This is a genomic window from Arthrobacter sp. TJ-217, from assembly GCF_058269255.1.
Genome location: NZ_JBZCNJ010000003.1, coordinates 225,964 through 246,666 on the forward strand (window position 1 = coordinate 225,964; position 20,703 = coordinate 246,666).

15 protein-coding genes and 1 tRNA gene are annotated in these 20,703 nt (G+C 66.3%); 3 read left to right on the forward strand and 13 right to left on the reverse strand.

The genetic code is table 11. The features are described 5' to 3' along the window. Positions 1 to 87: 87 nt before the first annotated feature. From ilvC to ilvD, 4 genes are all read right to left on the reverse strand, one after another. Positions 88 to 1,113, reverse strand: a complete 1,026-nt coding sequence (gene ilvC / locus AC4D2R_RS06905; protein ID WP_490899917.1) for a ketol-acid reductoisomerase — start codon at positions 1,111 to 1,113, stop codon at positions 88 to 90. A gap of 57 nt (positions 1,114 to 1,170) precedes the next feature. After that, entirely contained in the window at positions 1,171 to 1,683 is a 513-nt protein-coding gene (gene ilvN / locus AC4D2R_RS06910; protein WP_490899916.1) for an acetolactate synthase small subunit, read from the reverse strand. Between the two features lie 2 nt (positions 1,684 to 1,685). Continuing rightward, entirely contained in the window at positions 1,686 to 3,575 is a 1,890-nt protein-coding gene (locus AC4D2R_RS06915; RefSeq protein ID WP_490938757.1) for an acetolactate synthase large subunit, read from the reverse strand. Between the two features lie 464 nt (positions 3,576 to 4,039). After that, positions 4,040 to 5,740, reverse strand: coding sequence for a dihydroxy-acid dehydratase (ilvD, locus tag AC4D2R_RS06920; protein WP_490899914.1), 1,701 nt, complete (start codon positions 5,738 to 5,740; stop codon positions 4,040 to 4,042). Between the two features lie 194 nt (positions 5,741 to 5,934). Here ilvD and AC4D2R_RS06925 point away from each other — a divergent pair, with 194 nt between their 5' ends. Beyond that, entirely contained in the window at positions 5,935 to 6,405 is a 471-nt protein-coding gene (locus tag AC4D2R_RS06925) for a hypothetical protein (RefSeq protein ID WP_490938759.1), read from the forward strand. Positions 6,406 to 6,428: 23 nt separating this feature from the next. Here the strand turns inward: AC4D2R_RS06925 and AC4D2R_RS06930 are convergent, their stop codons facing one another. After that, positions 6,429 to 7,406, reverse strand: coding sequence for a 2-hydroxyacid dehydrogenase (locus AC4D2R_RS06930; RefSeq protein WP_490938761.1), 978 nt, complete (start codon positions 7,404 to 7,406; stop codon positions 6,429 to 6,431). Positions 7,407 to 7,559: 153 nt separating this feature from the next. Here AC4D2R_RS06930 and AC4D2R_RS06935 point away from each other — a divergent pair, with 153 nt between their 5' ends. Both AC4D2R_RS06935 and AC4D2R_RS06940 read left to right on the forward strand, forming a co-directional pair. Beyond that, positions 7,560 to 9,221 (forward strand): sensor histidine kinase, encoded by a 1,662-nt coding sequence (locus AC4D2R_RS06935; protein ID WP_490938763.1) that lies wholly within the window; start codon positions 7,560 to 7,562, stop codon positions 9,219 to 9,221. Between the two features lie 99 nt (positions 9,222 to 9,320). Beyond that, a tRNA-Lys gene (locus AC4D2R_RS06940) sits at positions 9,321 to 9,393 on the forward strand. Between the two features lie 163 nt (positions 9,394 to 9,556). Here AC4D2R_RS06940 and AC4D2R_RS06945 read toward each other — a convergent pair. From AC4D2R_RS06945 to AC4D2R_RS06980, 8 genes are all read right to left on the reverse strand, one after another. Further along, entirely contained in the window at positions 9,557 to 10,876 is a 1,320-nt protein-coding gene (locus AC4D2R_RS06945; protein WP_490938765.1) for an MFS transporter, read from the reverse strand. Positions 10,877 to 10,930: 54 nt separating this feature from the next. Then, positions 10,931 to 11,101 carry a hypothetical protein gene (locus tag AC4D2R_RS06950; protein WP_490938767.1) on the reverse strand — a complete coding sequence of 57 codons (171 nt, stop codon included), beginning with the start codon at positions 11,099 to 11,101 and terminating at the stop codon, positions 10,931 to 10,933. Positions 11,102 to 11,767: 666 nt separating this feature from the next. Beyond that, positions 11,768 to 13,996: a S8 family serine peptidase gene (locus AC4D2R_RS06955; RefSeq protein ID WP_490938769.1), complete on the reverse strand. Its 2,229-nt coding sequence runs from the start codon at positions 13,994 to 13,996 to the stop codon at positions 11,768 to 11,770. 166 nt (positions 13,997 to 14,162) lie between these two features. Then, positions 14,163 to 16,256 (reverse strand): acyltransferase family protein, encoded by a 2,094-nt coding sequence (locus AC4D2R_RS06960; protein WP_490938771.1) that lies wholly within the window; start codon positions 16,254 to 16,256, stop codon positions 14,163 to 14,165. A gap of 355 nt (positions 16,257 to 16,611) precedes the next feature. After that, positions 16,612 to 16,800, reverse strand: coding sequence for a DUF2795 domain-containing protein (locus AC4D2R_RS06965; RefSeq protein WP_490938773.1), 189 nt, complete (start codon positions 16,798 to 16,800; stop codon positions 16,612 to 16,614). Between the two features lie 60 nt (positions 16,801 to 16,860). Further along, positions 16,861 to 17,721, reverse strand: a complete 861-nt coding sequence (locus AC4D2R_RS06970; protein WP_490938775.1) for a glycosyltransferase — start codon at positions 17,719 to 17,721, stop codon at positions 16,861 to 16,863. After that, positions 17,718 to 19,217 (reverse strand): D-glycero-beta-D-manno-heptose 1-phosphate adenylyltransferase, encoded by a 1,500-nt coding sequence (gene rfaE2 / locus AC4D2R_RS06975; protein WP_490938777.1) that lies wholly within the window; start codon positions 19,215 to 19,217, stop codon positions 17,718 to 17,720. The genes AC4D2R_RS06970 and rfaE2 overlap by 4 nt, the downstream gene beginning before the upstream one ends. Further along, a complete protein-coding gene (locus AC4D2R_RS06980) occupies positions 19,214 to 20,632 on the reverse strand; it encodes an aldehyde dehydrogenase family protein (RefSeq protein WP_490938778.1) in 1,419 nt (472 codons plus the stop codon). The genes rfaE2 and AC4D2R_RS06980 overlap by 4 nt, the downstream gene beginning before the upstream one ends. Positions 20,633 to 20,703 lie beyond the last annotated feature (71 nt).

Here is a 20,703-nt window from a genome sequence, read left to right on the forward strand (position 1 = left end):
AGGCCGGGCTTCCACAGGACCGCATCGCTGATGCAGCCACGGTGGAAGTCCGGCCTCCCTTGGCCGAGCCGTTCAGGAAGGTGGACGCTAGCGCGCGACCGAGCCTTCGGTGTAGTCGTCGTTCGTCTTGATCCAGGAGAAGAGCTTGCGCAGTTCCCGGCCCGTCTTTTCGATCGGGTGGTCCTCGCCCTTTTTGCGCAGCGCCGCGAACTCCGGTGCTCCGGCGTCCTGGTCGTCGATGAACCGCTTGGCGAAGGCGCCGTTCTGGATGTCGGCGAGCACCGCCTTCATGTTCTCCTTGACCGACGGATCGATGACGCGCGGGCCCGAGACGTAGTCGCCGTACTCGGCGGTGTCGGAGACGCTCCACCGCTGCTTTGCGATGCCGCCTTCGACCATGAGGTCGACGATGAGCTTCAGTTCGTGGAGCACCTCGAAGTAGGCCACCTCTGGCTTGTAACCGGCCTCGGTGAGGGTCTCGAAGCCGTACATGATCAGCTGCGAGGCACCGCCGCAGAGAACGGCCTGCTCACCGAAGAGGTCGGTTTCGGTCTCTTCGGTGAAGGTGGTTTCGATGACGCCGGCGCGGGTTCCGCCGATGGCCTTCGCGTAGGAGAGGGCAAGCTCGCGGGCCTTGCCTGAAGGGTTCTGCTCGACGGCGATCAGGTCGGGCACGCCGCGGCCGGCCTCGAATTCACGCCGCACGATGTGGCCGGGCCCCTTAGGGGCGACAAGGGCGACGTCGACGTCTGCCGGCGGCTTGATGTAGCCGTAGCGGATGTTGAAGCCGTGCCCGAAGAACAGGGCGTCGCCGGCCTGGAGGTTGGGGGCGATGTCATCGGCGTAGACGTGGCGCTGGACCTGGTCCGGGGTGAGGATCATGATCAGGTCCGCTTCGGCCGTGGCCTCGGCCACGGAGAGCACCCGCAGGCCCTCGGCCTCGGCTTTTGCACGTGACTTCGACCCTTCCTTCAGGCCGACGCGGACGTCGACGCCGGAGTCGCGGAGGCTGAGTGCGTGGGCGTGGCCCTGGCTGCCATAGCCGATGACGGCAACGGTGCGGCCCTGGATGATTGAAAGGTCTGCATCGTCGTCGTAGAACAACTCGGTCACGTGGATGTCTCCTCTAGTGGTGATAATCGAAAACGCTTATTGGGAAAGACTGGCCGGTCAGGCGCTGCGAAGGGCTCGATCGCTCATTGATTTCGCACCGCGGCTGACGGCAAGGGTTCCGGATTGGACGATCTCCCGGACACCGAACGGCTCCAGCACCGACAACAGCGCCGAAAGCTTCTCCTGGGTGCCCGTCGCCTCAATGATCAACGAATCGGTTGAAACGTCCACCACGGAGGCCCGAAAAAGGTCGGCTGCCTGGGTTACCTGCAGCCTCGTTGAGGCATCAGCGCGCACCTTGACCAGGATGTGGTCACGCTGCACTGAGGATTCAGGAACAAGCTCAACAATCTTGATGACGTTGATGAGCTTGTTGAGCTGTTTGGTGACCTGCTCCAGCAGGTCACCCTCGGCCTCGACCACGACCGTCATCCGGGACATGCCCGGAATCTCGGTGGGGCCGACGGCAAGAGAATTGATGTTGAAGGCGCGGCGGGCGAAAAGGCTCGCAACCCGGGTGAGGACACCCGGAACGTCTTCGACGAGGACGGAAAGTGTATGACGCGCCATGGTTAGTCCTCCTGCTCCCACTCGGGGGTCAGATTGCGGGCGATCTGGATGAGGTCGTTGCTGACGCCGGAGGGGACCATCGGCCAGACCATCGAATCGCGGCTGACGACGAAGTCAACAACCACGGGCCGGTCGTTGATCGCAAGGGCCTGCTGGATGGTGGCGTCGATATCCTCGTCGCGTTCACAGCGCAGCCCCGCACACCCGTAGGCGTCGGCGAGCTTCACGAAGTCGGGCACGCGGACGGTGTTGTGTCCGGTGTTCAGGTCGGTGTTGGAGTAACGGCCCTCGTAGAACAGCGTCTGCCACTGGCGGACCATGCCCAGGGAGGAGTTGTTGATGACCGCGACCTTGATCGGGATGTTGTTGATGACGCAGGTGGCCAGTTCCTGGTTGGTCATCTGGAAACAGCCGTCACCGTCGATCGCCCAGACAACGCGGTCGGGGTTGCCGACCTTCGCGCCCATGGCTGCGGGCACCGAGTAGCCCATGGTGCCCAGGCCGCCGGAGTTCAGCCAGGCGTGGGGCCGTTCGTACTTGATGAACTGCGCCGCCCACATCTGGTGCTGGCCGACGCCGGCCACGAAGACGCCCTCGGGTCCGGTGAGTTCACCGATGCGCTTGATGACCTGCTGCGGCGCGGAGTGGCCGTCGTCCGGCTGGGTGAAGCCGATCGGGTAGGTTTCCCGGAGCCGGTTAATGGTGTTCCACCAGGTTGAGATGTCCGGCGCACCGGCGCTGGCGTGGTGCTCCCGGACCGCTTGGATGAGTTCGGGGATGATCTCCTTGACGGAACCGACGATCGGCACGTCGGCCGTGCGGTTCTTGGAGATTTCGGCCGGGTCAATGTCGGCGTGGATGACCTTGGCGCCGGGAGCGAAGCTCGAGAGGACGCCGGTGACGCGGTCGTCGAAGCGGGCGCCGAGCGTGATCAGCAGGTCCGACTGCTGCAGGGCCGTCACGGCAGATACGGAGCCGTGCATGCCGGGCATTCCGACGTGCTGGGGGTGGGAGTCGGGGAACACTCCGCGGGCCATCAGCGTGGTCACCACCGGCGCGCCGACGAGTTCGGCTAGTTCCTTCAACTCGGCCGAGGCGTGGGCCTTGACCACTCCGCCGCCGACATAGAAGACCGGGCGCCGTGATTCGGAGATCAGGCGCGCGGCCTCGCGGACCTGCTTGGCATGCCCGCGGACGACGGTGCGGTAGCCGGGGATGTCGATCTTCGGGGGCCAGGAGAAAGTCATCTTGCCCTGCTGGGCGTCCTTGGCGATATCGACAAGCACCGGACCGGGCCGGCCGGTCGAGGCGATGTGGAACGCCTCGGCGAGGACGCGGGGGATGTCGTTCGCGTTGGTGACCAGGTAGGAGTGCTTGGTGATCGGCATCGTGATGCCCACGATGTCCGCTTCCTGGAAGGCATCGGAGCCGATGACCGCGCTCGCGACCTGCCCGGTGATCGCAACGAGGGGAACCGAGTCCATGTGGGCGTCGGCGATTGCCGTAACGAGGTTCGTCGCACCGGGGCCGGAGGTCGCGATGCAGACGCCGGGGCGCCCCGTGACCATCGCATAGCCCTGGGCGGCGTGGCCCGCACCCTGTTCGTGACGGACCAGGATGTGGCGCAGCTTCGAGGACGCCATCAGCGGATCGTACGTCGGCAGGATCGCCCCGCCGGGCAGTCCGAAAATGTCCTCGACGCCAAGCTCTTCAAGTGCCCGCACGATTGCCGCTGATCCAAGCATCTCAGTGGGCGGCACGACGTGGTTCGGTCCCCGGACGGGACTCGGCTGAGGTGCTGGCTGGCCCAGGTCCCGGCTCGGGCTTGGGGCAGCGGGCGCGGCTGGTCTTGCTGCCATCAGCGCCGGGCTGATTGGCGATCCCTTGGACATCTGCAAACTTCCTTTGGAACGGTAGTGCACTGACTTGCTCGAACAGTTGCGCGCTTTGTCTTGTGGAAACAAAAAAACCCCTCAGCCTGGTTGGCTCCGTGAGGGGTTGCGCGTGACGTTGGAATTACCAGACGGGCTTTAGGCCACGCGCTTGATAAGGACGACTCCGACGTTCACTGGCTGCATGCTTGAAGTCTCCCTTTAGAGGTGATGCAGTGTCAACAACGCCTCTTCCTGTCTCACATGCTGGACACGGAAGTCCAGTTAGTGGACATTAACTGACGTGCTTCGAACGGCTCCGGCGGTCGGTGCGCCGAATCCTGCGTCTTTGGTCCGGCGGCGCGTCAAGGCGCCGCGCGTTGCGGCCGACACGCCGAAACCGGCCCTCAAAGCAGCAGCATTCCGCACGGCCGGGCAGGCCCAAGGGTGCCATGCGCTATAGCGCGTGGCACCCTTGGGAGGTTCTAGCCGCAGTAAGCACCTTCGGAGGCCGAGTGGACGAGCTTGGCGTACTTCGCCAGGACGCCCTTGGTGTAGCGGGCCGGCAGCGGCTCCCAGCCGACCTTGCGCGCCTCGAGCTCGGCCTCGTCGACAAGCAGGTCGAAGCTCTTGTTTGGAATATCCACACGGATGTGGTCGCCGTCGCGGATGAAGGCAATCGGTCCGCCGTCGACCGCTTCGGGGGCCACGTGCCCGATGCACAGGCCGGTGGTTCCGCCGGAGAAGCGGCCGTCGGTCACCAGGAGCACGTCCTTGCCGAGCCCTGCGCCCTTGATGGCGCCGGTGATGGCGAGCATCTCGCGCATTCCCGGGCCGCCCTTGGGGCCTTCATAGCGGATGACGACGACGTCGCCGGCCTTGATGGCGCCTTCGGCGAGCGCCGCGAGGGCTCCCTGTTCCCGCTCGAACACGCGGGCGGTCCCCTCGAAGATTGAGGCGTCGAACCCTGCGGTCTTCACGACCGCGCCTTCGGGCGCCATTGTCCCCTTGAGGATGCTGATGCCACCGGTCTTGTGGACGGGATTGTCCATGGCGCGCAGGATCTTGCCGTCGAGGTCCGGCGGGTTGATCTCCGCGAGGTTCTCAGCGACCGTCTTGCCGGTCACCGTGAGGGCGTCGCCGTGGATGAGGCCGGCGTCGAGCAGTGCGCGCATGATGACGGGGACGCCGCCGACCTTGTCGACGTCGGTCATCACGTAACGTCCGAAGGGCTTGAGGTCGCCCAGGTGGGGAATGCGGTCGCCGATGCGGTTGAAGTCGTCAAGGGTGAGGTCGACCTCCGCTTCGCGCGCGATGGCGAGAAGGTGCAGGACGGCGTTGGTTGAGCCACCGAAGGCCATTGTGACGGCAATGGCGTTCTCGAACGCCTTGCGGGTCATGATGTCGCGGGCGGTGATGCCAAGGCGCAGCAGGTTCACCACGGCCTCGCCGGACTGGCGGGCGAAGTGGTCGCGGCGGCGGTCCGCGGAGGGCGGTGCGGCCGATCCGGGAAGGGACATGCCGAGGGCCTCGCCGATGCAGGCCATGGTGTTCGCCGTGTACATGCCTCCGCAGGCGCCCTCTCCGGGGCAGATTGCCTTTTCGATGCGCGTAAGGTCGCCGACCGACATCTTTCCGGCGGCGCAGGCTCCGACGGCCTCGAAGGCGTCGATGAGGGTGACTTCCTTCTCGGTGCCGTCCTCGAGCTTGACCCAGCCGGGCATGATCGTTCCGGCGTAAAGGAAGACGCTGGCGAGGTCGAGCCGGGCTGCTGCCATAAGCATCCCGGGCAGGGACTTGTCGCAGCCGGCCAGGAGGACCGAGCCGTCGATCCGCTCGGCCTCCATGACCGTCTCAACCGAGTCGGCAATCACTTCACGGGAGACAAGGGAAAAGTGCATTCCTTCGTGGCCCATCGAGATGCCGTCGGAGACGGAGATGGTGCCGAACTGCATGGGGAACCCGCCGCCTGCATGCACGCCCTCCTTGGCCCCCTGGGCGAGGCGGTTGAGGGACAGGTTGCAGGGGGTAATTTCGTTCCACGAACTTGCAACGCCGATCTGCGGCTTGACGAAATCGTCATCGCCCATGCCCACGGCCCGGAGCATCCCCCGCGCGGGGGCCCGCTCGATTCCATCGGTAACTGCACGGCTTCTTGGCTTGATATCAGGGGTCGACACGCTCATGCCTGAAAGTCTATGGGTTTTTCTCTTGCCGCGAAGACTTATATGACCCACCTGTTACCCAGGGGTGCCACCGGCTCGCACTGCCCCGCACCCCCTCCGGTACAGTGGAAAACGGTGTGGCTGCTACTGCCCGCCAAGCCGTAGACCAGCGTTGGGGACCGCCTTTCTGCTGACTTCCCTATTTTTGGCGTGATATGACTTTCGAGCCCACGAACTCCTCCGAGTACCTCCAGGGCGGTCAGGGGTTGAAAAATGCCCTGCGCCGGATCTTCGACTCGCAGATCCCCAACTATGGGGACTACAACCTCGTGTTCGCCGCGTACGAGCCGCGGTCAACAGGATCGGCGGGTGGCCTTGCCGCCGCCGGATCCTACGTGGTGGGGTACCGCTGGAAGCCCGCGGAGCTCATGGTGGCGCCGGTCCTTGTCTCGAGCATCAGCGCCGCAGGTGTTCCCGTCGAGATCAACATGACCAACCTCTCGCATGCCCGACGCCGCGCCGATTCGAGCTATGAGGTGGGAACGAGCACGGGCAGGGTGTTCCGCTTCGGCGTCACAGACCGTCCAGTGCTTGACGTGGGGCCAGGAAACGCCATTGTCCTTGAGCAGGACGAGGACCGGGTGGACTTCGACGCTTTCATGAAGGCATTCATCCGCATGGCCTGAGGCCTCCGCTGAGGCGCACCGCGTTACTGGCCGACCCTCCCGGCCCATGGCCCGGCCTGGACGAGGTTGGCGGGCGGCGTACCGTCCGCAAGCAGCCGCAGCTGGCGGTCCAGGAGCCGGACGATCCGAGGCCAGAACGCACCCGAATTGCCTCCGACGTGGGGCGTGATGATGGCGCCCGGGTGTGACCACAGCGGATGCCCGGGTGGAAGAGGTTCCGGGTCGACGACGTCGAGCGCTGCCCGAAGCCTCCCGGCTTCCACTTCCCGCGTGAGTGCCGCGGTGTCAACAACCGCGCCACGGGCGACGTTCACCACGAGGGCGCCATCGGGAAGGGCGGCAAGGACCTCCGTGCTGATGAGCCCGCGGGTTTCCTCAGTGAGCGGCGTGATGACGATGACCACGTCATGGTGGGGTGCGAGGCGGACGAGCTCGGAGGCCGCGTGGACATGGCCCCGCTCGTCGTCGCGCGCGGACGAACCGACCCTCGTCAGGGAAAGCTCAAACGGTTCAAGGCGCCTTTCGATCTCCTGCCCGATTCCGCCGACGCCGACGAGCAGCACCCGGCGGTCGGCGAGCCCGGGGTAGCGCCGCGACTCCCACAACCCCTTCTGCTGGTTGCGCACCGCCTCGTCGATCCCGCGCAGCGAGGCGAGGGCCAGGCCCACGGCGAGTTCGGCGGTCGCCGCGGCATGAACGCCGGCGGCGGTGGCGATGGCGACGTCGGGCCCGACGAGCCCTGCGACCCCGTCGAAGCCGGTGGTCTGGGTCTGCACCAGGCGCACCGAGGGCACCAGCGGCAGAGCCGCCCGGAGATCCGCGTTCCCGGTATACGGAAGCACGACGGCGTCGACATCCGTGAGGTCGTCAGGGTGGTGCTCGAGGTCCCACACCCTGAGCCGGAGCTGGACGGGTGCGGGACTCAGTGCGTCGAGCAGCTCCTGGGACGGCACTGTCACCGTCCTGATCGTGGTGTCCGATGCGGTGCGGGTCTCGTTCATTTGGTCAGCCTACTGCCGGTTGGCGCGTGGATCACGAGGCCCGGAGGGCGACGCGCCTGCCGGGCCCGCAAGTTTGGGTGTGTGATCATACAGAGGGAAGCTGCCGCACCTCGCCGGCGCCCACCACCGTTCATTGATTTGGGGAGCCGAAGCGTGGACCGCGCCATCTCGTACCTGACGTTCAATCCTGAGCAGTTCCAGAGGCTCTCGCGCCGCCGGCGGGTGCTACTCAGTCAGCTTCCGTTGACCATGACGGCGGTGGTCCTGCTCATCGCCGGCGGACTCCTGCGCCCGGAACTGGTTCAGGAACCGCTGCTCCAGCTCAGCATGCTGATGCATGCGGTGCTCCTGGTCCTCTGCGCGGTGCTGCCGTGGAAGCGGCTTCCCGAAGCTGCGCCGCTTGCGATCCCGGTGCTGGAATTCGTTCCGATCGCGCTGATGCGCGAGGGAGCCGGCAGCGAATTCACCGCACTCGGGTTCCTTGCCGTCTTCCCGATCATCTGGCTTGCCTCCTCGAGACTCCGGCAGGTCACCGTCATCCTCATCGGAGCTCTTGCCTCACTGGCCGTCGTGTGGGTTCCGCTCTTCGTCTCCGGCAGGCCGGTCACCGCCGAGGAGCTCACCCGGCCCATGCTGCTGCCCATCATGATCGTTGCCATCGGAATCACGGTCAGCGCCATCACTTCGGTCCTCTTCAGCCAGCAGGTGACCCTCAAGAGCAAGGACGCCGAACTACGGGCACTGCTTGAGGCAAGCGCACTGCGCGAGCGCCTGCTTCACACGGTGGTCAACGCCGTCGACGTCGGGGTGCTGGCACTCGACCCGTCCGGAAATGAGATCCTGGCCAACAACAAGCACCGAAGCAACGCACCGACAGGATGCGCAATAACGGCCGAATCGGGTCTTTCGATGTTCCACAAGGACGGCGTCACCGCCCTTGAACCGTCCCAGGGGCCGGTCCACCGCGCCGTGGCCGGCGAGACCTTCACCGACGAAATCATCCGGGTTGGAAGCGCAGCGTCGCAGAAGACCCTTTCCGTTTCGGCGTCGCGCATGACGTCCGACGACGGGCGGGACGACGGCGCCGTTGTCACCTTCAGCGACGTAACCGAACTGATGGCCGCACTCAATGCCAAACAGGCATTCATCGCCAACATCACCCACGAGCTGAGGACACCGCTGACCTCGATTGTTGGCTATGTCGAGATGCTCGCCGGCACGAGCGGGGCGAGCCCCCAAGTCACCTCCGGGCTCAACGTGGTTTCCCGCAACGCGCACCGCCTGCTCGGACTGGTTGAGGATCTGCTCGGCACGGCCAGCGGCCCAACCGAACTCGCGCCCGCTCCCACCGAGTTCATCCAGATCGTGCTCCAGAGCATGGCGTCCGCCGTGCCCCGGGCAATCGAGGCCGGCATCGTCCTCGACAGCGACGTCGAGGAAGACCTCAAGGTGGTCTGCGACCCGGGGAAGATCGGCCAGGTTCTGGACAACCTCATCTCGAACGCCATCAAGTACTCCCCCGGCGGCGGAAACATCACCGTTCGGGCTTGGAAGGACGGCGAGAACGTCCACTGCAGCGTCAGCGACACCGGGATGGGCATGAACAGCGAGGACTCCTCGAACGTCTTCAGCCGGTTCTTCCGCAGCTCAGCCGCGGTCAGGGCTGCCATTCCGGGCGTCGGACTCGGGCTCGCTATTGTCCAGGAGATCATCGAGCAGCACTCGGGCCGCATCGAGTGCCGGAGCGTCCTCGGCGAGGGAACAACTTTCACCTTCTCACTCCCTCTGGCGCAGCCGTCCGACGGCGGCCGGTGAGGGCCGGCCCGCCGATTTCCGGTTTGCGCGGAAATGCTGGTAGAGTTTCATGCTGTTGCGGATGACGCGGCCAAGGGAAATCGGCCGGGAAAACGCTACGCACCTCTAGCTCAATTGGCAGAGCAATTGACTCTTAATCAATGGGTTCCGGGTTCAAGTCCCGGGGGGTGCACCCACGGGAAGCGGCTTCCACCAGGCATTGCGCCAGGTGGGAGCCGCTTCCTTTTTGCTGGGGACACACCAGCCCTGGAACATATGTGCCGGACGCCTCCCCTCCTGCTTGACCTTGACGAATGCAGGTCCGCCGCCGAACAGTTGATAGTTCCGGTCGAGCTTTACGGCTGCCCGCGGCGCTCCCTGCTTCCCGAGGTCTCGCGCTCAAAAAGATTCCTGCCCGAGCCTTCGTTCGGCCAGAGCCGCACGGCGCTGAGGGCGCCCGCCAGGGCAATGCCGCAGAGGACGAATGCAGCCGCTGGTTGTCCGGCTGACGCTCCGATCCATCCCGCAATCGGGTAGGTGAGCATAAAGCAGGCGTGGGAGAGGGAGAACTGCGCGGTGAACAGATAGGAGCGGGTGCTGTCGGTGGCGGTCCTGCGCAGCAACCGGGATGACGGCGTGCTGATCATCGAAGTCCCAATACCAAGCATCACCCACAAGCCCAGCAGGATGATCCAGAACCGGCCCTCGAGCGGGCCGGAGGTCCGCTCGGCCGAGGCGATGAGCGCCGCGCTGAAAAGCCCCACAGGCAGGATGGCGCCGCCGATGAGCATAAAGGTGCGGTCGGGCATGCGTTCCAAGACCCTCGGCGCAAGGAACGCGACAAGCATTGAGCCGGCACCGTAACACGCCAGTGCGAGCGCTACATCGGTGTTTGTACCCCCAAACAGGTCGCGGGCATACACAACGGTGTTCACCAGCACCAGCGCCGTGGCCGACGCTACGACCAGGTTGAGGGCCATCAATCCGCGCAGGGTCGGATCCCCCAGGAAGAGCCTCGCCCCGAGCGTGGTGCGGTGAAGCAGCGAGCCCTGGTCCGCGGCCGCGGGAACGTGGGGAAGCCGGGTCGAGGCCACCATGCCTGCCGAGACCAGGAAGCCGGCCGTAGTGCCTATGAACAAATTCGAGTAGGACGTCACCGCCAGCAGCGCTGCTGCCAACAGCGGGCTGAGAAGCGATTCAAGGTCGTAGGCAAGCCGTGACAGGGACAGGGCACGCGTGTAGTCCTTCTCGTTGGGCAGGACAACCGGGATGAGTGCCTGGAACGCGGGCGTGAACGTCGCTGAAGCGGACTGCAGGATGAACACCAGCAGGTAGATCTGCCATACCTGATCAATGAACGGCAGGCCCACGGCGATGGCCGCGCGCACGAGATCGGCGCCGACCAGTACTGCCTTGCGCGGCAGGCGTTCGACAAGGGCGGCCATCACCGGAGCGACGAACACATAGGCGATCATCTTGATCAGCAAAGCGGTGCCCAGGACCGCGCCGGCCCGCCCTGCGGCAAGATCGAAAGCCAACAGGCCCAGGGCGACAGTGAGCAGTCCGGTTCCCAGAAGCGCCACGACCTGGGCGGTGAAGAGGTGGCGGTACGCGGTGGCCCACAGGACAGAAAGCACGATCAGTTCACCGATCTGGCGCCGGAATGAATTCACCATTGTAGGTGAATGCTCTGGCACCAGTCAGTGGACCGGGGTGGACCCGGCGGACGCCTAGCCGCCGCTGGACTGGGCGACAACCGGAACGAACTGGTCGAGCACCGGGACGACGTACCGAATAAACAGGATGGTGCCGGATATCAGCAGGCCAAGGACCACGCTGATTCCGATGATGATAAACGAGGAGTGCTCGGACTTGGCAAGCCGAAACAGGGGGTTCTTCATGGCGGGCTCCTATCGATATGTTGCTCCAGAGTCCGCCTCGAACTCGTTTTCCACTCTAAGGGTGCCTCGCCCTTGGCACAGCGGGGCAGCCGGGGGCACAAAGAAGGTTGACAGCCGACGGCGACCGGCGGGACCATGACCCGCGCGCCGGCCAGCACCCGAACCTGCCGCCGGTTCGCCGTCCCACTTTCCCACGACGGCAAGCACAGACAACGCCCCTAGGCAAGGGCTCTCCGCCCTCGAAAACGGTGGAAGCTCACACGGTTGGCAGGTCCTACCCTTTTCGGCATGGAAGCGATACGCCTGCAGTCCGCCATCAGGGTGTGCGCCGATTGCCAACGCGCCACCCACCACGTGGTGGAGTTTGTGGATAGGTTCTCTTCGGCAGGATGGCAGTGCAGGGAACTCACTAGCGAGTGCACCCGCTGCTCGGCGCGATCGGAAGGCCGATGAACGGCAGCGCCGGAATGCGCGACAGCCCACCCTGCCCGTGCCAGCGCCGGCGTCAGTGCTAGGTGGGGTTGGTTGCACGAAGCTACCGGGAACAGTTTCCTCGTCGCGCTTCCGGCCGGACCGGCGGAGATTCCGTCATGGGCAGGCACAGCGCTGCCGCCCGAGTGCTCCCCCGGTTCCGGGAGACCGCTCAGGCGGCAGCTGCGCGGAGCCTCAGGTGATCCTTGCGGTGGATGCCGAGTCGACGCTCCTTGTCGTGTAGCCGGTCTTGGAGCCGGTGACCCTAACCTTGAGCGTGTCGTCCCGGTCGGCGCTCCAGGTGGTGTAGGTCTTCCCTGTTGCCCCCGAGATGGCCACTCCTGACCGGTACCACTGGTACTTGAGGGTGGTTCCCGAGGTCCAGGTCCCGGGATTGGCTGTGAGGGTGGATCCCGCCTTGAGGGTGCCGGTGATGGTCGGCGTGGGACCCGTGAGCGTCCCGGGAGCAACCGCTGCCGTGGCTGCCGAATACCTGCCGGTGGCCGTGTAGCCCGGCTTCGATCCCGTGACGCGGACGGTGATTGTCTTGCCGAGGTCGGCGGCGGTGAGCGTGTACCTTGCGGCCGATGCTCCGCTGATTGCAACACCGGAGCGGAACCAACTGTAGGTCAGCGTGACCGGAGCCGGACCCCACGTTCCGGGCAGGGCCGTCAGGGCGGCACCGACCTTTGCTGTTCCGCTGATCGACGGAGCACCTGCGGTGAGCGTCCCTGGAGCAACCGCTGCCGTGGCTGCGGAATACCTGCCGGTGGCCGTGTACCCCGGCTTCGATCCGGTGACACGCACGGTGATCCGCTTGCCGAGATCGGCCGCGGTGAGCGTGTACCTGGTCGCTGAGGCCCCGCTGATCGCAACCCCGGAGCGGTACCACCGGTAGCTCAGCGTGACCGGAGCCGGACCCCAGGTGCCCGGTGCGGCCGTCAGCGCGGCCCCGACCCTGGCGGTTCCACTGATCGTTGGAGTACCTGCGGTGAGGATTCCCTTGACGGCCGCACCCGCGTCGACCAGACCCGCACCGCACCCCTCCGGACAGGGCGCGGAGAGCGGCCTGGCCGTCGCTTTGAGCTTGGCTTCGATCTGGTCCGGAGTGAGTGCCCGGTTCGAGCTGCGCATAAGCGCGACAGTGCCTGCCACGTGCGGTGCTGCCATCGAGGTGCCCTCCGCGTGGGCATACCCCTGACCGGCAGGAGCCCGCAACCCGGCGTTGAATGGGGCCAGGATGCCGCCGGAATCTTCGCCCCGGGGTGTGTAATCGAAGTCTCCCCCGGGCGCCATCACATCGACTTCCGGTCCGAAGTTCGAGTAGTAGGCGCGCTTACCGACGGGGTCGCTTGCCCCGACGGTGATGACATGGTCGCAGTTTCCAGGAGCGGAATCTGCGGCGGGCATGTCTTCGTTGCCCGCCGCTGCAATGACCGGAATGCCCTTGCTGTAGGCAATGTTGATTGCGGCCTGTGCTGTGGCGGGGCATGCACCGTACCCGCCAAGGCTCATGTTGATCGCCTCGACCGGGTCTCCGAGAAGGGGAACCCCTGGGACCGTTTCTCCCGCGGCCCAGATGACCGAATCGAAGATGTCGGAAAGCCGGCCACCGCAGGCGCCAACGGCCCGGATCGGTCGAACTTTGCTCTCATACGCAACGCCCGCGATGCCCCTGCTGTTGTTGCCAACAGCGGCAATCGTCCCTGCAACGTGGGTCCCGTGCCAGGAGGAATCCGCCTCTCCGGGGTACCCATCGCACTGATAAGCCTCGTACCAGTCGCCCTCGTCCCTCGGGTCCGCATCGCGCGCGTTTCCGTCCCTCGCCACAGCGAGATCGGAGATCATGTCATACCCGGGAAGCACGTTCGCGCTGAGGTCGGCGTGAACGGTGATTCCGGTGTCGATGACGGCGACGACGGATCCGCTCCCCCGCGTAACCTCCCAAGCCGAGGGTGCCCGAACGCCGGTAGCGGCGTCGTACAGGTTCCACTGCAGCCCGCCATAGTAATCGTTCAGTTCGGTGGGCTGAAACAGGATGTCCGGCTCGACATAGGCAACGCCGTCCTGCGCCGTCAGGTGGTCCATCAGCTTGTCGGCCTCGGCGCCTGAAAGGTTTTCCCCGGTCGTGACGATCTGGGCCCCGGTGCCGGTTGTGCGCAGTTCGCGGACACTGACGCCGAGTTCCTTCGCCGTCCGCCCGTAAGCAAGGGCCCGGCCGGGCTTGTCCTTCTTCGCATCGAACTTGACGATGAAGCGGTCGTACTTCTGGCGTTCCGGCGAGCTCTCGGAGCGCGGCGGGGAGGGAACGGTAAGGGGGGTCTCGTCAACGGCGGCGGCCGCAGGGACGAACGCAAACGCTGAAACCAGCGCCGCGATGGTGGCAGCCGTCAGGCCGGCCAATAAACGGGGTGGGTTGCTCAAGGCGTATCCTCGGGTTCGGGCCCGATCCGGGCGGAACGAAGGGGTTGCACCGATCCGCAATCCCCCTCGCGGAGCCTACGGCAGAACTTTCACATATGAAACCCCTGTCACAAAACTCACAGGGGTTGCACCTTTCATCCGGTCGTGGCTGTCCACCCGGACCCGCCTAACTCCCGAGCGGCCAGTCCAGGGCCGCGTGGAACCGCTTCTCGAACGCGGGAACCATCGTCCTCACGTAGTCGGCCGTCAGGTGGTTGTGGTCGAGATACACATAGACGTTGCCAATGACCGGCCGGCACATTCCCTCCGGGCAGATCAGGTCGGTCATGTCGAGCAGCGGAACCTCCGCCCCGGCCTTCTTTTCGTCGAGGCGGGGGGCGTCAGCGGCGAGCTTGGACTCAAGCGGTGCCGAGCACTCGGGCGAGTCTTCCCCGTTGCGCTCCGCGCACTCCATCACGTTGAAGGGGAACCGCGGATTGTCGCGCACGGTAATCAGGGGAACACCGGCGTCGCGCAGGAGCCGGGCAGCCTCATCGAGGCCGGTAGTGGCGCGCTCGTCAGGCGTTTCGTACTCGGAGGTGGTGCCGAGGGTGAGCACGACGTCGGGCTTGGTCTCGACTGCGTACGCCGTTGCGGCGGCATTGAACTCGTTGCACGCGGCCGGAACACCTTCGACTTCAAGTCCGTACCGGCAACCGCCAAACACCAGCGTCCGAACCTCGTAGTTGCGCTTTTCGGCCATCGGGAGGATTGCTCCGAGCCACTGTTCGGCCTTGGAGTCGCCAATCACCAGGATCGTCTTATCGGGCGTCCCCGGGGTGAGCGCGGCCCGGCAGGCACCGGCTGTCGCCTTGCTTTGGGTCGGCCGAATCTCCTCGGGACATTTTTCGTTGAGGACGCGCCAGTCCTTGCTGCGGGTGACATCGGGGATGAGGGCCGCGTCCTCCGAGGAGCGGTCGACGAATCCCGGCAGCAGGGACATGGCACCGGGATTGTCCTTGTCGGCCTGGGCCGCCAGCCGCTGCGCCTCAAGGGTGAGCCCGCCCTGCAGTGCGGCCACTGGGGCGGCGACGATCGCGAGGGATACGAGGACTCCGAGCAGGCTCCGCAGCCGCCGTTCACCGGGTTTCGACCGGTTCCGGACCGGCGTCTCGATGAACCGGGTCGTCACGTAGGCCAGGACCAGCGAGAGCGCGATGATTGCGGCTCCACCCAGCGGACCTACCGCCTCCCGCTCGCGGTAGACGAGGAAGATCACCAGGATGGGCCAATGCCAGAGGTACAGGGCGTAGGAAATGTCGCCCAGCTTCACGAGGGGCTTGGCGGAGAGGAACCTGTCGGCACCGAACCGGCTTTCCGTGTTACCTGCCACGATGACCAGGGCCGCGGCAAGGAGCGGCCAGAGTGCGATGTAGCCCGGGAATCCGCGTTCGACGTCGAGGGAGAATCCAACTGATAGCATCGCGGCGACTCCGAGCCATCCTGCCGCGATGCGGGCTCCGCGGGGCAGCCGCAGGTAGGGCAGCGCCAGTGCCAGGAGCGTCCCAAGAGCGAACTCCCACAACCGGGCTCGGGTGTCGAAGTAGGCAAAGGTCTGGTTGGTGTTCGTTTCGTAGATGGAGAAGGCAAGGGAGAGCGCGAAAACCAGCCCGAACAGCACGGCTGTCAGGCGCCGAAATCCGATTCCCGAGAGCCGGGCGAGGAGGGCGGCAGCGGCGAAGAGGAGCGGCCAAAGGAGAAACACCTGGCCCTGGATGGACAGCGACCAGAAGTGCTGGAGCGGGCTCGCCGTACTTTGATTGAAGGCACTGTAATCGACGGCCTGAGCGCCGAGCAGCCAGTTCTGGAAGTAGAAGAGCGAGGCCCACATCTGCTCCAGGATCGGGGACCACCTCGAACGTGGAACGAACGCCACGGTGCCGGCAAGGGTGCCAAGGAGAACCACAACAACCGCCGGAAGCAGCCGCTTGAACAACCGCACCCAGTGCCGCCTCAGGCCCAGCGGTGCTCCCGACTCGACCTTCCGGACGAAGGTCAGGGTCATGAGGAACGCCGAGATGAGCAGGAAGACGTCCACGCCGCCGGAGACCTTGTCGAACCACACGTGGTAGGTCACGACCATCAGCACGGCGACTGCACGCAGGCCCTGCACCTCGGGCCGGTACGTCCGGTTCGTTGACGCGGGGGCCGAGCCCCGGCGTGCCGGCAAGGGCCTGTCTGACACCCCGCCTTCGGCGTGGTTCAACAGGTTGCTGCTCACATCGGGTCCTCGGGAGTCGGAAATAGCCGGGTTGGCTGGAGTCCGCCCCGATTGTCCCGTCCGCGGAAAGGCAGGGGGTGTAGGCCGGGCGTCCTCCGCCAGCACCCCAGCATAGATGACCAGCACCCTGATCAGTTACCGCATCGTTATGTAATTCCCGACACCGCCCGGCTCCTCCCCCGCGTTATTCCAGCACTGTCTGCCGTGATGAAGGCACCAAAGGCATGCAGCCCCGCCGACGAAACATCGGGTGCTTTCGGAAGGCAGACGGGAGGACGGCCGCGCAATCCCGACCGTGCCGCGGCGCGCAGCCAGTCAGTCAGTCAGTCAGTCAGTCAGTCAGGGCATCAAAGCATCAGTTCGATGCTTCCTTATTGACGTCGGTCGGGGAATCGTACTCCCGGTCCGGCAGCCCCTTCAGCGTCTTCAACACTTCGTCGCCCGCCCCTGACTGCTCGGCGTGCTTGACGAGGTTCGCCTTCGAAACCGGGTAGTCGATTCCCCCGAGCGCCTTCTGGATGTCGATGGGACTTGGATTTGCCATTGATTCTTCCTTTCCTTGTGCCAACAGGTGCCGGCCGTGGTGTTGTGCTTGGCGTGTTCCTCATTGCCGGAGAACCACCGCTGCGGCGTCGACGTCCCGCTCCACGACGGTGGTCGGTGACTCGAGGTGGACGGCTCCGGAGGGGAGTATTCCGGCTCCGCCGTACCGCTCCATCACCCGCCACTGGGCTGCGACGTCCTCACCGGCATGCCACTGCGGAATTTCCTCCCAGAAATCGAACCCACCGCAGTCGACAAGCGCCCGCCGGTCGAAGAGCACGCAGCCGCCCACCCACGCCACCTTGTACAGCAGCCACCGTCCCGGTTCGACCTCGTGCTCCGCTGCGGCGTGTGCGAGGTTGGCGGCGTTGTGCAGTGTCCAGCGCCCAAAGCTCCGGGAGCCCGGTCGGATCCGTTCGGGTTCAACCCTTCCGTCTTCCCAGAATTCGAGGGGACCGAGTTCGTGCGGGCGGGTGTCGGGCAGGTAGGAAAGCCCCTGGACGGCTGATCCGATGAATCCGCAGCCGGCGCTGCGCAGCGCCTGGCTGAGCCGCAGGAGGGTCCCCGGTTCGAGCCACACGTCGTTATCGAGGAACAGTACGAACGGCGCGCGGGACAGGCCCAGGAGGTAGTGCCGGTGCTCTGCAAGTCCCCGGCGCGGCAGGTGCCGCTTCAGCTCGACGGGCCTTCCCTGGGCTCGAAGGACGCGGACCATCGCCGAGACTGCCGGGTGCTCCGTGGCCGGGGCGCCCTCGGTCTGGTCGCTGATGATCACCCGGAAGGCCGGGGCGTCCTGCGCCGCGAGGCCGGCGAGCGTGACGGCCAGCTCTCCTTGACGCTCGAATGAGGGGATCAGCACGTCGACCTGCGGCTCGGCCGAGCTGTCGGAGACAGACCATGACCCCGACCATCGGCGGGTCATTGAGCGCCCCGGGCGGCGGGGCCGGGTGTGGCACGGATCCTGCGCACCACTGCCGACGTCGAGTGTTCGGGCACGTAGTCGAGGATCCGCACCACCCCTCCGCAGGCTTCAACGACGGCCGTCTCGGCGAGCATCTCGGGAGAATAGTCCCCGCCTTTTGCGTAAACATCCGGGCGCAGCGCTTCGATGAGCGGCACGGGGGTCTCCGTGCCGAACACCGTGACGTAATCGACGCAGCTCAGTGCGGCAATCACTCCGGCACGGTCCGCCACGGGGTTGATCGGGCGGTCCGGGCCCTTGAGCCGCCGCACTCCGGCGTCGTCATTGACCGCCACAACAAGCACGTCCCCCAGCTGCTTGGCCTGGTTCAGGTAGCCGGTGTGTCCGCGGTGCAGCACATCGAAACAGCCGTTGGTGAGCACGATCCGCTTTCCATCCGCCCTGTCCTTCCGGACCCGGCGCAGGAGTTCCCCGGCGTCGAGCGCCGTGGTACCGAAGCTCCCCAGGTGCGCGGCGAGGTCGTCGGTGGAGCAGACGGAGGTGCCCGGGCGGCGCACCACCACATCGGCGCCCGCCTGCGCCAGGTCGAGCGAGGTTGTGAGCGGCAGACCCGCCGCACGGGCCGCCGTCAGACACGCGACGAAGGTGTCCCCCGCCCCCGATGCCTGCCGTTCGGTCTCCGGCCGGGCCCAGGTACGGTGCTCCTCGCCGTCACCGGCCACCAGCACCGTACCGTCGCGGTCAAGGGTCACGACGACGGCGGCGGCTCCCGTCGCCTCAAGGAGCTGGTCGGCGTGCCCGAGGACGTCGGCCGCCCGGTCGCCGCGCGGGTCGAGCCTCACATCGAGGAGGCGGGCGGCCTCCTGCGCATTGGGGGTGACGATGTCGGGGCGCAGCCCGGACCACGCCGCGGGGTCGTGTGCGTCGATGACCGTGAGCCGGTCCTGCCGCGAGGCGGCGAGTGCCTCCCGCACGCCGGCACGAAGCAGCCCGGTTCCGTAGTCGCAGACGAGGATCGCGTCGCTTCCGGCCGCTGCTTCAGCAACGACCGCCGCCAGCCGGGCAGTCGCCGCCGCGGGAATGAAGCGGGGTGTGTCATCGAGCCGCAGCAGCACCTGGTCCCCGCCCAGGATCCGGTACTTGGTGGTGGTGCCGACGCTTTCGTCGTCGATGAGGAAGCGGACGTCGACCCCCGACCCGGCGAGGAGCCCGCGCAGGCGGTCACCCGCCTCGTCGGAGCCAGTGAGACCGCAGAGGCGCACCCGTGCCCCAAGCGCCGCGAGGTTGACAGCGGTATTTGCTGCTCCGCCGGGGGCGTAGGTGCGGGTCTCGAGGTCAACCACAGGGGCGGGGGCTTCCCGGCAGAAGCGTTCGATGGTTCCGCTCCACCACCCGTCGAGCATCGCGTCGCCCACGATGGTGATCAAGGGAGAGGAGTCGGCGATGGCCTGCGGAACCCAGGCTGCGAGCCCGCGGACATCGTTGAGGTGGTTCACGCGCTTCTCGTCGTTGGGGGCGCGCCCATGTGCACGACCTTGACCAGGGTGAACTCATCGAGGAGCTCCGGACCGTATCCGAACCCGCTGCCGCTGCGGCCGCGGGGCTGGGCCGAGCCTCCCGGCGCCCCGCCGAACACGGCGTTGACCTTCACTGTTCCGACGGGGAGGGCGGCGACGGCGCGCTGGGCGTTGGCGATTGTCGAGGTGAGCACCGTGGCGGCGAGTCCGTAGCTGCCGGCCGCGGCACGCTCCAGCCCCTCCGCAAAGCTTTCGACGACGCACACCGGGGCAACAGGGCCGAAGGTTTCCTGGCTCAGGACCGTCATGGCGTCGGTGCACCCCACGAGCACTGTTGCGGGATAGTGGGCTCCGGGACCTGCCGGCACCTCACCGCCCTCGGCGACGAGCGCCCCGCGTGAGAGAGCCTCGGAAACCTGGCCGTGGACCTCGCTCCTCAGCTCCGCATCGACGAGCGGGGCGAGGGTTCCTCCGGCGTTGCGCGTGCGCGCCTGCTCTACGAGGGCCTCGGTGAAGGGCTTGGCGATGTCCGTGTGGACGTAGATGCGCTCGACGGCGGTGCATATCTGGCCGCTGTTGCTGAACGCGCCGGTCGCTGCCTGCTCGGCCGCCCACACCGGATCGACGTCGGCGTCGATCAGCAGGGGGTCGTTGCCGCCGTTCTCGCGCACCACGTGGCACCCCGTGAGGGAAGCAGCGCGCGCAATCCGCTCCCCAGCGGCGCTCGAACCGACGTGGGCAATAACGTCAACCCCCGCCTGGGTGGTGAGCAGGGCACCAAGCCCGGCGCCGCCGGTCAGGGTGATCAGCACACCGTTGGGGAAGCACGGCGCCAACAGTTCGCCGAGCCGGACGCCAAGGTGCGGGCAGCGCTCGCTCGGTTTGTGGACCACGGTGTTCCCGGTGACCAGGGCGGCGCCGAGCAGTCCGGCAGCCACCGCCACCGGGTCGTTCCATGGGGTCAGCACCACCGCGACGCCGCGCGGCTCGACCACCGTGTAGTCCGAGGCGAGCACCGAACCCCGCAGGCTGTGGCCGCGGTGCAGCGGTCCCAGCTCCGCATACTGTTCGAGGGTCGACACCGCGGCGCCGATGCCTGCCAGCGCCTCCTGTACCGGCCGCCCCGTCTCGCGGGCGTTCAACTCGGCCAGGTCGCCCGCCCCGGCGGCGAGCGCTGCTGCGGCGTTCCGCAGCATCCGTCCCCGTGCGGCAGGGTCCGTCGCCGCCCACTCGGGCTGCACCGCCCGGGCCAGCGACAAGGCGATCGACGCCTGCTCCCGTGTGGAGGACAGCAGCGTCCCGACCTCGCTGCCGTCCCGCGGGTCGCTGATCGAGATTGCCGGAAAGTCTTCGACGGAACTGGCCCGGAAGGTGGCGGTGGAGTGTGTGCTCATTGCGCTCCTCGACGTCGTCCAACCGCGGCGGCACCCCGCACGGTTGCTACTCCAATACCCCGACATCGCGC

What these genes read in the sequence shown, in the direction of transcription:
- AC4D2R_RS06925 (WP_490938759.1), top strand. Translation starts at nt 5,935, where the DNA reads ATGACTTTCGAGCCCACGAACTCCTCCGAGTACCTCCAGGGCGGTCAG.
- AC4D2R_RS06965 (WP_490938773.1), bottom strand. Translation starts at nt 16,800, where the DNA reads ATGGCAAATCCAAGTCCCATCGACATCCAGAAGGCGCTCGGGGGAATC.
- AC4D2R_RS06945 (WP_490938765.1), bottom strand. Translation starts at nt 10,876, where the DNA reads ATGGTGAATTCATTCCGGCGCCAGATCGGTGAACTGATCGTGCTTTCT.
- AC4D2R_RS06980 (WP_490938778.1), bottom strand. Translation starts at nt 20,632, where the DNA reads ATGAGCACACACTCCACCGCCACCTTCCGGGCCAGTTCCGTCGAAGAC.
- AC4D2R_RS06930 (WP_490938761.1), bottom strand. Translation starts at nt 7,406, where the DNA reads ATGAACGAGACCCGCACCGCATCGGACACCACGATCAGGACGGTGACA.
- AC4D2R_RS06950 (WP_490938767.1), bottom strand. Translation starts at nt 11,101, where the DNA reads ATGAAGAACCCCCTGTTTCGGCTTGCCAAGTCCGAGCACTCCTCGTTT.
- ilvD (WP_490899914.1), bottom strand. Translation starts at nt 5,740, where the DNA reads ATGAGCGTGTCGACCCCTGATATCAAGCCAAGAAGCCGTGCAGTTACC.
- ilvN (WP_490899916.1), bottom strand. Translation starts at nt 1,683, where the DNA reads ATGGCGCGTCATACACTTTCCGTCCTCGTCGAAGACGTTCCGGGTGTC.
- AC4D2R_RS06970 (WP_490938775.1), bottom strand. Translation starts at nt 17,721, where the DNA reads ATGACCCGCCGATGGTCGGGGTCATGGTCTGTCTCCGACAGCTCGGCC.
- AC4D2R_RS06915 (WP_490938757.1), bottom strand. Translation starts at nt 3,575, where the DNA reads ATGTCCAAGGGATCGCCAATCAGCCCGGCGCTGATGGCAGCAAGACCA.